The following is a 13,016-nucleotide window of genomic DNA, read 5'->3' as shown; positions in this document are numbered from 1 at the left end:
TTCAATCCAGGTGCTGCATCAGGTCCAGCGGGTGGCGGCGCCCGGCCAGGAAATCGCTGGCGGTGCGCCAGACCAGGGGGCTGCGGTGGCGCGCGGATTCGGCCTGCAGCTCGTCCGGGGTCAGCCACAGGGCGCGCACAATGCCTTCGTCCAGGCGCCGGTTCGGGTCGTGCACCACCGGCACCGCGGCGAAGGCGAAGCGCAGGTAGTGGCGGCCGCTACTGCCGTCGGGCTGCAACGGTGCTTTCCACTGGTAGGCACCGACGAAGCCAGTCAGGCGCACGTCCCAGCCGGTTTCCTCGCGGGTTTCGCGCAGGGCGGCGTCGACCAGGCTCTCGTCGGGCTCGAGATGGCCGGCGGGCTGGTTGATCACCAGGCGCCCGCCGACCGTCTCCTCGACCACGAGCAGCCGCCCGCCGTCGACCACCACCGTGGCCACGGTGACGTCCGGCTGCCAGAAGCGGCCCTCGCGGTAGCTCATCAGAACTCGTCCTTGCCCGGGGTCAGCTCGGATTCCATCAGATCGGCCGCGCGCAGGGCGTAGTCCAGAGCGTCGTCGAGCTCCTCGGCCGGCGCGTCGGCGCGCAGCTTGACCACGAACACGGCCATGTTGCCCTGCTTGACCCAGCCGCCCATCTTGCTGGACTGGCTGTCCTCGAGCAGCTTGTTGGCCAGCTCGGCCGGGAAGGCGTCGCCCTCGGCGCGGTAGGCCGGGGCCCAGACTTCGCGGACCTTGTGCTTGCCGTAGCTCTCGGTGCGCGAAATCACGAAACCCAGCTGGCTGCGGTCGTCGTCCATCTCGAAGGTCAACTTGTAGTCGCCATCCTCATCCACTTCGTACTTGTACCCCAAGCCGTCCAGCTGCTTGGCGATGCGCGGGTCGGCGGCGGTCGAGTGCTTGGCCTCGTCGGCCTGGGCCTTGTTGCTGGCGGCCTGGGCGGCGGCGGGCAGCAGCAGGGCGGCGGCCAGCGCGGCGGGTAGGGCCAGGGCGGTAAGGCGCATCGGGATTCCTTTCACTTGGGAGGTTGGGATGGGGCGGAAGCCGCCATTTTGCTTGCCGCGCTCTCGGGCGTCCACGGCTCGCGGCCTGCCGGCCGTATAATTTGCGTATGCCCAAACAAACCGATCACGAACACAGCCACGGCGTCATGGTGGAGACCGGGAAGCCGGAAGTCGCCCGGCCGCCGCTGTACTCCGTGCTGTTGCTGAACGACGACTACACCCCGATGGACTTCGTGGTGGAGGTGCTGATGCGCTTTTTCCCCATGAATGCCGAGAAAGCGACCCAGATCATGCTCCATGTGCACACCCGCGGCCGCGGCGTCTGCGGCGTCTTCACGCGCGAAGTCGCCGAGTCCAAGGTGGCGCAAGTGAACGAATTTTCAAGGCTGCACCAGCACCCCTTGCTGTGCACGATGGAAAAGGCTTAGAACTCTGCTGTAGCTCCGCGACGACGGGGATGGAAAAACCGCCGGCCGGCCCCAATCAAGGGTGCATACGTACTGGAGGCCCCCTCCCATGTTCAGCAAGGATCTCGAATACAGCATCGGCCAGTGCTACAAGCGCGCCCGCGAGGCGCGCCACGAGTACATGACGGTCGAACACCTGCTGCTGGCGCTTTTGGACAACCCCTCCGCCGAGGGCGTGCTCAAGGCCTGCGGCGCCGACTTCGCGCGACTGCGCAGCGACCTCGAACAGGCCATCGCGACCTCGGTCTCGGTGCTGCCCGAGGACGTCGATCGCGACACCCAGCCCACCCTGGGCTTCCAGCGCGTGCTGCAACGCGCGGTCTACCACGTCCAGTCCTCGGGCAAGAAGGAGGTCACCGGCGCCAACGTGCTGGTGGCGATCTTCGGCGAGAAGGACTCGCACGCGGTCTACTTCCTCAACCAGCAGGACGTGGCCCGCCTGGACGTGGTCAATTACCTGTCGCACGGCATCGCCAAGCACGGCGCCGAGGACGCGGGCGGCCAGCACGAGGACGGCGAAGCCAAGCCGGCCGAGGGCGGCGAGGGCGAGGGCAAGTCCGACGCCCTGGCCGAGTTCGCGGTCAACCTCAACCAGCTCGCTCGCGACGGCCGCATCGACCCCCTGGTCGGGCGCGCCGACGAGGTCGAGCGCACCATCCAGGTGCTGTGCCGCCGGCGCAAGAACAACCCGCTGTACGTCGGCGAGGCCGGCGTGGGCAAGACCGCGATCGCCGAAGGCCTGGCCAAGCGCATCGTCGACGGCGACGTGCCGATGGTGCTGGAGAACGCGACCATCTACGCCCTGGACCTGGGCGCGCTGGTGGCCGGCACCAAGTACCGCGGCGACTTCGAAAAGCGCCTCAAGGCGGTGCTGGCGCAGCTCAAGAAGCTGCCCGACGCGGTGCTGTTCATCGACGAGATCCACACCATCATCGGTGCCGGTTCCGCCAGTGGCGGCACCATGGACGCCAGCAACCTGATCAAGCCGGCGCTGTCCTCGGGCGAGCTGCGCTGCATCGGTTCCACCACGTTCCAGGAATACCGCGGCATCTTCGAGAAGGACCGCGCGTTGGCGCGGCGCTTCCAGAAGATCGACATCGTCGAGCCGACCGTGGGCGAGACCTTCGAAATCCTGCAGGGCCTGAAGCCCAAGTACGAGGCGCACCACGGCGTGACCTACGCCGACGAGGCGCTGCAGGCGGCGGTGGATCTGTCGGTCAAGCACATCGGCGACCGCCTGCTGCCGGACAAGGCCATCGACGTGATCGACGAGGCCGGCGCGCGCCAGCGCCTGCTGCCCGAGAACGTGCGCAAGAGCCTGATCGACATCGAAGAGATCGAGACCATCGTGGCCAAGATGGCGCGCATCCCGACCAAGCAGGTCTCGGCCAGCGACAAGGACGTGCTGCGCAACCTCGAGCGCAACCTCAAGATGGTGATCTTCGGCCAGGATCCGGCCATCGACACCCTGACCGCGGCGATCAAGCTCGCGCGTTCGGGGCTGGGCAATCCGGACAAGCCGATCGGCAACTTCCTGTTCGCCGGCCCGACCGGCGTGGGCAAGACCGAGGTCACCAAGCAGCTCGCGCTGCAGCTGGGCATCGAGCTGGTGCGCTTCGACATGTCCGAGTACATGGAGCCGCATTCGGTCAGCCGCCTGATCGGCGCGCCTCCGGGCTACGTCGGCTTCGACCAGGGCGGCCTGCTGACCGAGAAGATCGTCAAGACCCCGCACTGCGTGCTGCTGCTGGACGAGGTCGAGAAGGCGCATCCGGACATCTTCAACATCCTGTTGCAGGTCATGGACCGCGGCACCCTGACCGACACCAACGGTCGCGAGGCCAACTTCAAGAACGTGATCCTGGTGATGACCACCAACGCCGGCGCGGCGCAGGCGGCGCGGCGCACGATCGGCTTCACCCAGCAGGACCATTCGACCGACGCCATGGAAGTGATCCGTCGCAGCTTCACCCCGGAATTCCGCAACCGCCTCGATGCGGTGGTGCAGTTCCAGGCGCTGGGCTTCGATCACATCCTGCGCGTGGTAGACAAGTTCCTGATCGAGCTGGAAGCGCAGTTGCACGAGAAGAACGTCACCCTCAGCGCGACCCCGACCGCGCGCGACTGGCTGGCCCAGCACGGCTTCGATCCGCTGATGGGCGCGCGTCCGATGGCGCGCGTGATCCAGGACAAGATCAAGCGCCCGCTCGCGGACGAGTTGCTGTTCGGCAAGTTGATCGGGGGCGGCCGCGTCAGCATCGACGTCAAGGACGACGAGCTGGTGGTCGAGGCCCAGGCCGAGCCGGAGAAGCTGTTGCCGGTCACGGTGTGATCCGACGGCGCCGCGGTGTTCGCGCGGTGTCAGGCGATACGAAACAGGCGGCCGGATGGCCGCCTGTTTTGGTTTTGGTCTCTCGTTACGCTATGACGGCCGATCGCGGTGCTACTCCAGTCCGCTTCGCCGCGAGCAGATCGTGCCGTGGGCGGGATGTCGCGTAGCGAGGAGGAGCAAATCCTCCCCAACCCTCCTTTTTCAAAGGAGGGGGCAAAGGCGGGTGCCTGCCGACGCGTTCGCTCACCGCACCCTGCCGCGTAACACGGCTGGCGACTCGTTCGGCCTCGCTCAGCGGCGCTTGTTGTAGCGCGCGTACGCGGTCTCGTCGATGCGCTCGACCGCGCTGACCTTGCAGTCGTCCTTGTTGAGCTTGACGCGGGTGCCGCTGGGGCAGATACGGCCGCTCTGGCCGTCGGCCGAGAGGTCGAAGCGGGTCGCCATTTGCAGGCCGTCGCAGGAGCTGGAGACGCTGAGGCGGTAATAGGCGTCGCCATCGGCGACCAGCACGTACTGGGTGCCGAAGCGCGATACCTGCTGCGAGCCGCTGAGCTCCACGCATTCCTGGATGGCTTCGCCGGCGACGGCTTGTGCGCTGGCGGCGCACAGGCCGAGCGCGAGCAACAGGGTGATTCGGTGGGTGTGGCGCATGGCATCTCTCCTGGTTTGGGAACGGGGCGTGATTAAAGTAGTGATGCGCGGTTCGTGCCGAATCTGGAGGAAGTCGCCCTGACCTCCGGCACCGTGAACATCGGCCTATGTCCGATTCCGAACGAAACGCGTATGACGGTGCCTATGCTGCGTGCCGTCCTTTACGGCGCAATGCGTTTGCGACGATTCGGGCCGCGACCGGCGCGAATCGCCGCAGACGCCGACGAATCCCTCGGTCCTGCGTCGCATCGGCGCGGCTTGTGCGCAGGGCGCGAGCTATCGCGACGATCTTCCTAACGGACGATCGCTCGTCGCCGCACGTCGCTTGGACTGAGGCATGCGGGTATGGATGCGCGAGCGCGCGATTGGGTCGCAGTGGATGCGTGGGGTCGCTCGAATCTCGCAGGAACCGCCATCGAGCGCGCTGTAGCGGGCGCTGGCGTCGGGTACCTCCAGGCCCCGTCCATCGCGGCCCTGCTGTTGGTGTCGTGAGGCCGCCGGCTTGCTCTCGTCGCTGCGCGTGCGGCGACGGCGTCGCCGCCAGGTCGCCAACATCCTCGCATCCGGACGCACCTCAATCCCCGGTCCTGTGCTCGCGCTGCGCCGCTTTCAGGGCCCCGCAGGCGGGTGCCGTCCGCGCCGGCTCATTGCGCCCAGCCCGGATTCAACACAGAGGGCGTGCGCCTCGGGTCGGCCAGGCGCAGCAGGCCGTAGGCGATGCCGGATAGACCGATCATCAGGCCCAGCGGCTCCTGGCCGGGTTGATTCACGCCGCAACGCCAGCGCTGCCGGCCTTGCTGCAGGATCCGTCCGCCATAGCTGCGGCAGCGGCGCAGCAAATCGCGATCGCCGCGATGCAACGCGAGTTGCAGCATGAAATCCAACTGACCGAGCTGGCCGTGGCAAAGGCAGTGACTGCCGCTCAGGCCGGTGCGTTCAACCGTGGCCAGGCAGGCGTCGAGCTCGGCTTCGACAGGGGGCTGCGGCAGCGTCCGCGCCAGCAGCAGGCGCGACATGCCGCGGCCGCTGGCGCCGTGGCACCAGGACGCCGGATCCGCCTGCGTCGAGGCATCCGCGCCGAGACGGCTGCGGCGACGTTCGAAGCGCAGGGCCCGCTCGGCCAGCGCTTGAAATTGTCGCTGGCCGCTGCGGCGGGCGTAGGCGGACAGGGCGGCGGCTATGCCCGCGCTGCCGTGGGCATAGCCGCAGAACGGGACCTCGGGCGCGCCCAGGCTCAGCCAATAGGCGTCGCGGCCTTCGATGGTTGCGGACGCGGCGAGGTGTTCGGCGCAGACCTGTGCCAGCGCTGCGAGGCCCGGGTCGGGGCAGGCGTCGTCCAGGCGCATCAGCGTCAGCAGGCAGCCGGCGGCGCCGCCGATCAGGTCGAGTTCGCGGTCTTGAGCGATGCGTTCGCGCAAGCCCGCTGCGCTGGCGACGGCGTCGCGCAGCAAGGAGCGGCGGCGCCAGCTCAGGCCCAACTGCAACTGGGTGTGGATCCAGCCGGCCGTGCCGGTGTACAGGCCGATCGAGGCCAGCGCCTCGGGCTCGTCGCGCAGGCGTCGGCGGATCGACTGCAGCGCGGCCTCGGCCGCGCGCAGGTAACGCGGTTGCCGGCACTGACGGCCGAGTTCGGCGAAGCTCAGCGCCAGCCCGCACAGGCCTTCGTACAGCCCCAGGCCCATGGGCCGTATCGCGGGGCGGTCGGCCTGGTCGTACTCGACCTGCAGATAGGCCGAACCGCGGCCGTCGCGAAAGGCCAGGGCCAGCAGGCGATCGCCGATAGCCGCCGCCGCGCTGCGAAACTCGCCTGGCGAGGGCGGCGGCGGCAAAGTCTCGCGCACGCGCGATCGCGACGACGGCGCCACGACCGCGTCCGCGCGCATGCATTCCAGCGCCTGCGCGAGCACGTAGCGTTGACGCTGCAGATCGCGCGGCGACCACTCGCGCAAACGACGGCGCACCTCCGCCCATCCCGAGCGCGCGTGGGTGCGGCCGATTCGGCGGCCGAGCTCGTCGATCGCGTCGGTGCCGTCGACCGTCATCGAAAAGCGCGGCACGTCGCCGCGCAGCAAGGCCTCGCGCTCGGAGCCGTGCGACTGGGTCAGGAACGGCCACTGCCGCTCGCCCAGGCGCAGGCGGGCCAGCACGTCCTCGCGGGCGGCCGACGAGCCCATGAACTTGGGGTGCGACATCGCCGAGAGCAGGCGACCGTAGATATGAGTCGAGCGCAGCAACAGGCGCATGCGTGCATGCCGGAACCGGGACAGAGGGCCGTCCGGCGCCAGCAGCGCCGGCTTGATCGCGAGCAGGCCGAGGTAGGTCTGTTCGAAGCCGGCGACGATGTCGGCGATGTGGTCCTGGGGCAGGGCGCGGGTGCCGTCGTTGAAGCGCGGCAGGTTCTGGCCGTGCGCGGTGACCGTTTCGACCTCGTCCAGACGCAGCGTATCGGTGCCCGGGTCCACCGGCACGCGCGAGGTCACGGTGTGCAGCGCGAACGCCAAGCCGCTCAGATCGTGCTCATCGGCGGCGTCGCGTGCGCGCGGCACTAGATTGGAGAACAGCACCGAGGCGCCATAAACGTCGTAGCGGATGCGGCCGCCGTGGCGCGCACCCAGGCGCGGCTGGAACAGGGTTTCCAGGTCGATCGCGACCGGATAGGCGCCGCTGGCGATCAGGTTTTCGTAGTGCAGGTCCGAGATCGCCAGCAATTGCGCGATCGCGACCAGGCCGCCGTAGCGCCGGTAGTACTGGACGGCGTCCTGGCGATCGGCGATCGGCGCATGCACGGCCTCGGCGGCGTAGCCGTAGCGGCCCAGGTCCGCTACCGCGACCGAGCGCTGCGCAGGCGCGATGCCGTGCCGGGCCAGGTCGGCGAGGAAATCCGCATAAGCGACATCCGCGGCGAAGCTGCGCGGCTTGTAATACGCGCAGCCATGTTCGAAACGCAGCCGCACCACGCTGCGCCCGTGGTCGTGCGGGTCGCCCAGCCCGGTGCGGAATCCGGTGGCGGCACCCAGGTCGCACCCGGCGAACAGCCGGCGCAGCGGTGCGCGGTCGCCGGCAAGGCGTTGCAGGAACTCGGCCAGGAAGCGCTCGCTCTGGGCGACCTGCCGTTCGACATCGGCGCGTAGCAGCGGATAGCGCGCATGGACCTGCCGCCTTCCGGCCGCGCTACCGATCCAGCGCAGGAAATCGGCGTGGCGTTCCTGCGGCGTCGCGCCGCGCAGGCGTTGCTGGTGCCGGGCGATGCGCAGTTCCAACAGCAGGCAGCGGTAGCTCCAGCGCAACGCGGTCCTGTCCAGCGCGCGTGCGACGGAGTCCTGGAAACCGACCAGGTCGAATTCGCGGGCCTTGGCTTCGCGCCGCAACCGGTGCAGCAGCGCGCTCAACCGCCGTTGCGGCGGCGCGAGTAGCGGCCGGGCCCATTCCAGCAAGGGCAGCAGACCGGCCTCGAAAGGCGTGTAGTCGTCCAGCTCGATGGCAGGCGGATCGGGTCCGGACATCCGTGGTCCTAGGCCGTTGCCCGCGCCGATGCGCGTGGGTGCGGGCGGTCCTGGTAGCGATCCGGGCCGCGTCGCGGCGACCCGGATCGTGGGTGCGTCAACCGAAGTAGTCGGCGCCGATCATGCAGGTGCAACGTACGGTGTCGACCGGGGAGCGAAGATTCGCGGTCTGGTCGACCAGCTTTTCGTCCTTCAACTCGACATCGCCGACGCTTTCGATCATCAGCCGGTTCATGACGTCTTCGGGGATCCGTGCAGGCATGTGCGTTCCTCCTTGGCAGCGGAGCGCCGCGCGCTTGGCGGCGTTCCGGAATGGGCGCGTTCCGAGCACCCTCCTTGTGCGTGCGCCCTGACTCGCACAGGGATCGGATTTCCAATGCGGAAATGGCCTTATCCCGAACGTAGCACAGCCGAATGCGCGCGCGCGACTGCCTATGCGCGGCATTTGCGCCGTAAGCCGAGGCGGGCGCTACGCGTTAGGGTTGTTTGTGCCGTTAGGCACATCCTCAGCGTATAACGCTGGCGCCGGGAACACGGCGGGAGGGCCGAAACGAAAAAAGCGGCCATGGGCCGCTTTTTCTGATCGCTGCTCGCAACCGCACTTACTTCATGCGGTAGGTGATGCGTCCCTTGGTCAGGTCGTAAGGCGTCATTTCGACCTTGACCTTGTCGCCGGTCAGGATGCGGATGTAGTTCTTGCGCATCCGTCCCGAAATGTGGGCGATGATCTCGTGCCCGTTTTCGAGGCGCACGCGGAACATGGTGTTCGGAAGGGTTTCCGCCACCGTGCCCTCGAATTCGATCACGTCATCTTTTGCCATGTGTTTCCTGAATGAGGAAGAACGGGCGTTTCGCGCCCGCGAAGCCCGGCATTGTGCCACGCCTGGCGCATCGACGCAAAAATAGCGTTAATCGGCGCCGCAATCCCCGGCCGCGTCGGCCAACTCGCTGGCGGGGCGATCGCCGAAGGCCGCGGTCCAGGGGCCTGGCGTGGCGTCGGCGGCGCTGAGTTCGGCCACCGCCGCCAGGAAGCGCGTGCGCGGCCAGAGTTGCGCGCCCAGGCTCAGCAGGTGCTCGTTCTCGACCTGGGCGTCCAGCAGCGGCCAGCCCCAGGCGTGCAGACGCCGCGCCAGTCCCGCCAGGGCGACCTTGGAGCCGCCCGATTGCAGCGAGACCATGGACTCGCCGAAGAACATGCGTCCGATCGCCACGCCGTAGATGCCGCCGACCAGGCGCTCGCCGTCATAGACCTCGACCGAATGCGCATGGCCCAGCCGGTGCAGCTGCAGATAGGCCGCGCGCATTTCGTCGGTGATCCAGGTGCCGTCCTGGCCGGGGCGCGGCATGTGCGCGCAAGCGTCGACGACCTCGGCGAAGGCGGTGTCGGCGCGCAGGCGCCAGGCGCTGCGGCGCAGTTGGCGACGGAACTTCGAGGACAGGCGCACGCCGTCGCTGCGGAACACCGTGCGCGGGTCGGGGCACCACCACAGCAGGGGCTGGCCTTCGGCGTACCAGGGGAAGATGCCGTGCCGATAGGCGTTGAGCAGCCGCGTCGGCGTCAGGTCGCCGCCCGCCGCGAGCAGACCCTCCGGCCGGCGCAGGGCGCGCTCGGCGGGCGGGAACGGGGACTCGGGATCGGCCGACAGCAGCGTGGGCAGGGGACTCATCGCGGGCATGATCGCCGAGTTGGCGTACGGCTGCAGGGCTGGTGCGGGGCGCGGCGGATCGAAAGCGCATGCTCCCCAGCCCGGCCGGTCTTGAACGCAGTGCTCACCCTGCGACAAAGGAGGGAGGCCACAGAGGTACAGCAAGGAGGGGCAAGGCGTCTCAGTCGGCCTGCTTGAACGGGCTGTGCTCGGCCAAGGTGCGGGCGTAGTCGCGGATCGATGCGCGTTCGTCGCGGCACCAGGGCGCGAGCGCGGCGCGGAAGCCTTCGTGGGCGATCCAGTGGCGGCTGCGCACGAAGGTGGGCAGGAAGCCGCGCGCGAGTTTGTGCTCGCCCTGGGCGCCGGGCTCGAAGCGGCTGAGGCCTTCGCGCAGGCAGTAGTCGATGCCCTGGTAGTAGCAGGTCTCGAAATGCAGACCGGGCAGGGCGGTCTCGGCGCCCCAGTAGCGGCCGTAGAGGGTATCGCCGCCGCGCAGGCACAACGCGCCGGCGATGGCGCGGCCGTCCAGCTCGGCCAGAAACATCACCAGCGCGCGTGGCAACTCGCGCGCCAGGTGGCGCAGGAAGTCCAGGGTCAGCGCTGGATGGTTGCCGTAATCGGCGAAGGTGCGCAGATAGAAGCCGTGCATCAGCGCCAGATCGGCGTCGCTGGCGTCGGCGCCTTCGACGGTGCGGAAGCGCACCCCGGCGCGCGCGACCTTGGCGCGCTCCTGGCGGATGTTCTTACGGTGCTTGTGGTCGAACGCGGCCAGGAAGGCTTCGAAATCGCGCCAGGCCGGACCGTCGGCGCCGGCGGGATTTCGCCAGTGGTACTGGACGTCGCTGCGCGCGAGCCAGTCGTCGCCGAACAGTGCGTCCTCACCCTCGCCGTGGAAGTTCACATGCGCCGATGACAGCGCCAGGCGTTCGGCCAGCGCGCTCATGGCCTCGACCAGCAGGCGGCGGTCGGCGGGCTCGTGCGCGAGCAGGCGCGGGCCGGTCACCGGCGAGTAGGGCACCGCGCACAGCCACTTGGGGAAATAGTCCAGCCCGTGTTGCGCGTAGGCATGGGCCCAGGCGTGGTCGAACACGAACTCGCCGTGCGAGTTGTCCTTGAGATAGGCGGGTGCCGCCGCGATCAGCTGGTCGCCGCGCCACAGCGTGAGGTGCTGGGGCCGCCAGCCCCATTCTTCGCGCAAGCAGCCGTGCCGCTCCAGGCCGGACAGGAAGGCATGCGCGACGAAGGGATTGTGGCCGTCGTGGAGCGCGTCCCACTGCGCGGGCGTCAGCTCCGACAGGTCCTCCAGCAGGCGCGCGCGGACCGGCTCAGTCGCCGCGTCGGTAGACATCGGGATCGTGACGCTGCATGTGGTACTCGGGCTGGCTCAAGGCTTGAAAACCCAGTCCCGCGTACAGGCGTTGCATGTCGCGGGTGACCAAGTGCCAGCGGCGCAGGCCTTGCACGCGCGCGTCGTCCATCAGCGCGCCCACCAGCGCGCGGGCGTGGCCGCGGCTGCGATGCGCGGGCAGCACGAACACGTCGGCGAGGTAGGCGAAGGTGGCCTGGTCGGTGACCGCGCGCGCGAACGCGACCAGTTCGCCGTCGACATAGCCGCGATAGCACAGCGAATGATCGAGCGCGCGACGCAGGGTGTCGGCGGGAATGCCGGCGGCCCAGTAGGACTGTCCGATGAAGTCGTGGATACGCGCGAAGTCCCGCTCCGAGCAGGGGCCATCGCGGTCGTCGCGGATCTGCAGCGAAGAGGCGGGTGCGGTCATCAGCGCTTGATCGAGAACGGAATGCCCATGCCGGCGGGCTGGCTGAAGATGTACTGCTGCGCCGGGCCGCTGGCGTTCTTGCGTTCGGCGGCCAGCTCGGTTCGGTCCAGGCAGAACATGCCCGGCTCGCTCGCAGCCGTCGCGGGCGCGATCGCCAGCGCCACCATCAGCGATGCCGCCGCGAGCGCGCCGCGCACCCTCAAGCGTCCTTGTCGAGGAACTTCTCGGCGTCCAGGGCGGCCATGCAGCCGAAGCCGGCGGAGGTGATGGCCTGGCGGTAGACCTGGTCGGCGACGTCGCCGGCGGCGAACACGCCCTCGACCGAGGTCTGGGTGGCGTTGCCGTCCAGGCCGGTCTTGATGGTCAGGTAGCCGTTCTTCATGTCCAGCTGGCCTTCGAACAGGGTGGTGTTCGGGGTGTGGCCGATGGCGACGAAGAAACCGTGGATCGCCAGCTCGCGCACCGAGTCGTCCTGCACCGACTTCACCCGCAGGCCGGTCACGCCGGCGTCGTTGCCCAGCACTTCCTCGACCACGTGGTGCCACACCGGCTCGATCTTGCCGGCCTGGATCTTGGCGTGCAGCTTGTCCTGCATGATCTTCTCGGCGCGCAGGGTGTCGCGGCGGTGGACCAGGTAGACCTTGCGCGCGATGTTGGACAGGTACAGGGCTTCCTCGACCGCGGTGTTGCCGCCGCCGATCACCGCCACGTCCTGGTCCTTGTAGAAGAAGCCGTCGCAGGTGGCGCAGGCCGACACGCCGCGGCCCTTGTATTCCTCTTCCGAGGGCAGGCCCAGGTACTTGGCGGTGGCGCCGGTGGCGATGATCAGGGCGTCGGCGGTGTACTCGCCGCTGTCGCCGGTGAGGCGGAACGGGCGCTTGGACAGATCGGCGCTGTGGATATGGTCGAACACCACCTCGGTATCGAAGCGTTCGGCATGCGCCTGCATGCGCGTCATCAGGTCCGGCCCCATCAGGCCGTGGGCGTCGCCCGGCCAGTTGTCGACCTCGGTCGTGGTCATCAGCTGACCGCCCTGCTGCAGGCCGGTGATGACCAGCGGCTTGAGGTTGGCGCGGGCGGCGTAGACGGCGGCGGTCCAGCCGGCGGGGCCGGAACCGAGGATGACGACGCGGGAGTGCTTCGAAGGGGTCATGTAGGGATCGCGGGCTATGAGGACGCGCCTGGGCGCTATGTGTCTCCGTCGCGCGAGCCGATGCTGGCGCGGCGAAGATGCGGTGGCCACATAGCTTGGCGGCGGCGTCCCGGCAACACAAGGCGCGCGCCGCGGACGCAACGTTGCATGGCCCGCGATCCACGCCATTGCGGCGCGATCGCGGTCGGAGCGCGTTGAACATCCATCGGCGCCATGGAGCCGATCGACCAGGCCTGCGCCGCGAACGTTGCGAGCGATGACGCGCAGGCGTAGGCCGAGGCGGAGCAGGGCGCGCGGCCCGGACGATCCGTGCGGCGATCCTGCGCGACGCGGCATGAAGCTGTAACGTGGCGTCCTGGCCTGCCGCGACGCAGGCCGGTCCGGCCGCTGTCCCGCCGGGACGACGGCGAGACGCCCGCGGCGTCCGCGGATCCCCGCCACGGCGGGGATCTTGCTGTGAATTGGCTGTTAATTCAGTTTGTTC

13 protein-coding genes are annotated in these 13,016 nt (G+C 68.7%); 2 read left to right on the top strand and 11 right to left on the bottom strand.

Annotated elements, in window-relative coordinates:
• Position 1 precedes the first annotated feature (1 nt).
• Positions 2 to 481 (bottom strand): NUDIX hydrolase, encoded by a 480-nt coding sequence (locus ASD69_RS05645; RefSeq protein ID WP_056174842.1) that lies wholly within the window; start codon positions 479 to 481, stop codon positions 2 to 4.
• A complete protein-coding gene (locus ASD69_RS05640) occupies positions 481 to 1,002 on the bottom strand; it encodes a YbjN domain-containing protein (protein WP_056174839.1) in 522 nt (173 codons plus the stop codon). Before ASD69_RS05640 ends, ASD69_RS05645 begins: the two co-directional genes overlap by 1 nt.
• A gap of 107 nt (positions 1,003 to 1,109) precedes the next feature.
• Between ASD69_RS05640 and clpS the strand changes: the two genes are divergently transcribed.
• Together clpS and clpA are read left to right on the top strand one after the other, a co-directional pair.
• Entirely contained in the window at positions 1,110 to 1,430 is a 321-nt protein-coding gene (clpS, locus tag ASD69_RS05635) for an ATP-dependent Clp protease adapter ClpS (protein ID WP_056174837.1), read from the top strand.
• A gap of 88 nt (positions 1,431 to 1,518) precedes the next feature.
• Entirely contained in the window at positions 1,519 to 3,801 is a 2,283-nt protein-coding gene (gene clpA / locus ASD69_RS05630; RefSeq protein WP_056174836.1) for an ATP-dependent Clp protease ATP-binding subunit ClpA, read from the top strand.
• Positions 3,802 to 4,092: 291 nt separating this feature from the next.
• Here clpA and ASD69_RS05625 read toward each other — a convergent pair whose 3' ends face one another.
• From ASD69_RS05625 to trxB, 9 genes are all read right to left on the bottom strand, one after another.
• Positions 4,093 to 4,452, bottom strand: a complete 360-nt coding sequence (locus tag ASD69_RS05625) for a DUF6491 family protein (RefSeq protein WP_056174834.1) — start codon at positions 4,450 to 4,452, stop codon at positions 4,093 to 4,095.
• A 644-nt stretch (positions 4,453 to 5,096) separates the two neighbouring features.
• Positions 5,097 to 7,955, bottom strand: coding sequence for a type 2 lanthipeptide synthetase LanM (gene lanM, locus ASD69_RS05620; protein ID WP_056174831.1), 2,859 nt, complete (start codon positions 7,953 to 7,955; stop codon positions 5,097 to 5,099).
• Between the two features lie 97 nt (positions 7,956 to 8,052).
• Positions 8,053 to 8,217: a hypothetical protein gene (locus ASD69_RS21725; RefSeq protein ID WP_157489276.1), complete on the bottom strand. Its 165-nt coding sequence runs from the start codon at positions 8,215 to 8,217 to the stop codon at positions 8,053 to 8,055.
• A gap of 340 nt (positions 8,218 to 8,557) precedes the next feature.
• Positions 8,558 to 8,776, bottom strand: a complete 219-nt coding sequence (infA, locus tag ASD69_RS05615) for a translation initiation factor IF-1 (RefSeq protein ID WP_031372296.1) — start codon at positions 8,774 to 8,776, stop codon at positions 8,558 to 8,560.
• A gap of 87 nt (positions 8,777 to 8,863) precedes the next feature.
• On the bottom strand, positions 8,864 to 9,622 hold the full coding sequence (gene aat / locus ASD69_RS05610; protein WP_056174829.1) for a leucyl/phenylalanyl-tRNA--protein transferase: 759 nt from the start codon (positions 9,620 to 9,622) through the stop codon (positions 8,864 to 8,866).
• A 160-nt stretch (positions 9,623 to 9,782) separates the two neighbouring features.
• Complete coding sequence (locus tag ASD69_RS05605) at positions 9,783 to 10,949, bottom strand: GNAT family N-acetyltransferase (RefSeq protein WP_082576282.1); 1,167 nt, start codon at positions 10,947 to 10,949, stop codon at positions 9,783 to 9,785.
• A complete protein-coding gene (locus ASD69_RS05600; RefSeq protein WP_200943957.1) occupies positions 10,927 to 11,382 on the bottom strand; it encodes a GNAT family N-acetyltransferase in 456 nt (151 codons plus the stop codon). The genes ASD69_RS05605 and ASD69_RS05600 overlap by 23 nt, the downstream gene beginning before the upstream one ends.
• A complete protein-coding gene (locus ASD69_RS05595) occupies positions 11,379 to 11,576 on the bottom strand; it encodes a hypothetical protein (RefSeq protein WP_056174825.1) in 198 nt (65 codons plus the stop codon). The genes ASD69_RS05600 and ASD69_RS05595 overlap by 4 nt, the downstream gene beginning before the upstream one ends.
• A 2-nt stretch (positions 11,577 to 11,578) precedes the next feature.
• A complete protein-coding gene (gene trxB / locus ASD69_RS05590; RefSeq protein WP_056174823.1) occupies positions 11,579 to 12,532 on the bottom strand; it encodes a thioredoxin-disulfide reductase in 954 nt (317 codons plus the stop codon).
• Positions 12,533 to 13,016 lie beyond the last annotated feature (484 nt).

It is taken from the genome of Lysobacter sp. Root604 (assembly GCF_001427505.1).
Taxonomy (GTDB): domain Bacteria; phylum Pseudomonadota; class Gammaproteobacteria; order Xanthomonadales; family Xanthomonadaceae; genus Lysobacter.
Note: the sequence above shows the minus strand (reverse complement) of the source record. Positions and strands in the feature narration are given on the sequence as shown.

What these genes read in the sequence shown, in the direction of transcription:
- ASD69_RS05645 (WP_056174842.1), bottom strand. Translation starts at nt 481, where the DNA reads ATGAGCTACCGCGAGGGCCGCTTCTGGCAGCCGGACGTCACCGTGGCC.
- ASD69_RS05640 (WP_056174839.1), bottom strand. Translation starts at nt 1,002, where the DNA reads ATGCGCCTTACCGCCCTGGCCCTACCCGCCGCGCTGGCCGCCGCCCTG.
- clpS (WP_056174837.1), top strand. Translation starts at nt 1,110, where the DNA reads ATGCCCAAACAAACCGATCACGAACACAGCCACGGCGTCATGGTGGAG.
- clpA (WP_056174836.1), top strand. Translation starts at nt 1,519, where the DNA reads ATGTTCAGCAAGGATCTCGAATACAGCATCGGCCAGTGCTACAAGCGC.
- ASD69_RS05625 (WP_056174834.1), bottom strand. Translation starts at nt 4,452, where the DNA reads ATGCGCCACACCCACCGAATCACCCTGTTGCTCGCGCTCGGCCTGTGC.
- lanM (WP_056174831.1), bottom strand. Translation starts at nt 7,955, where the DNA reads ATGTCCGGACCCGATCCGCCTGCCATCGAGCTGGACGACTACACGCCT.
- ASD69_RS21725 (WP_157489276.1), bottom strand. Translation starts at nt 8,217, where the DNA reads ATGCCTGCACGGATCCCCGAAGACGTCATGAACCGGCTGATGATCGAA.
- infA (WP_031372296.1), bottom strand. Translation starts at nt 8,776, where the DNA reads ATGGCAAAAGATGACGTGATCGAATTCGAGGGCACGGTGGCGGAAACC.
- aat (WP_056174829.1), bottom strand. Translation starts at nt 9,622, where the DNA reads ATGAGTCCCCTGCCCACGCTGCTGTCGGCCGATCCCGAGTCCCCGTTC.
- ASD69_RS05605 (WP_082576282.1), bottom strand. Translation starts at nt 10,949, where the DNA reads ATGTCTACCGACGCGGCGACTGAGCCGGTCCGCGCGCGCCTGCTGGAG.
- trxB (WP_056174823.1), bottom strand. Translation starts at nt 12,532, where the DNA reads ATGACCCCTTCGAAGCACTCCCGCGTCGTCATCCTCGGTTCCGGCCCC.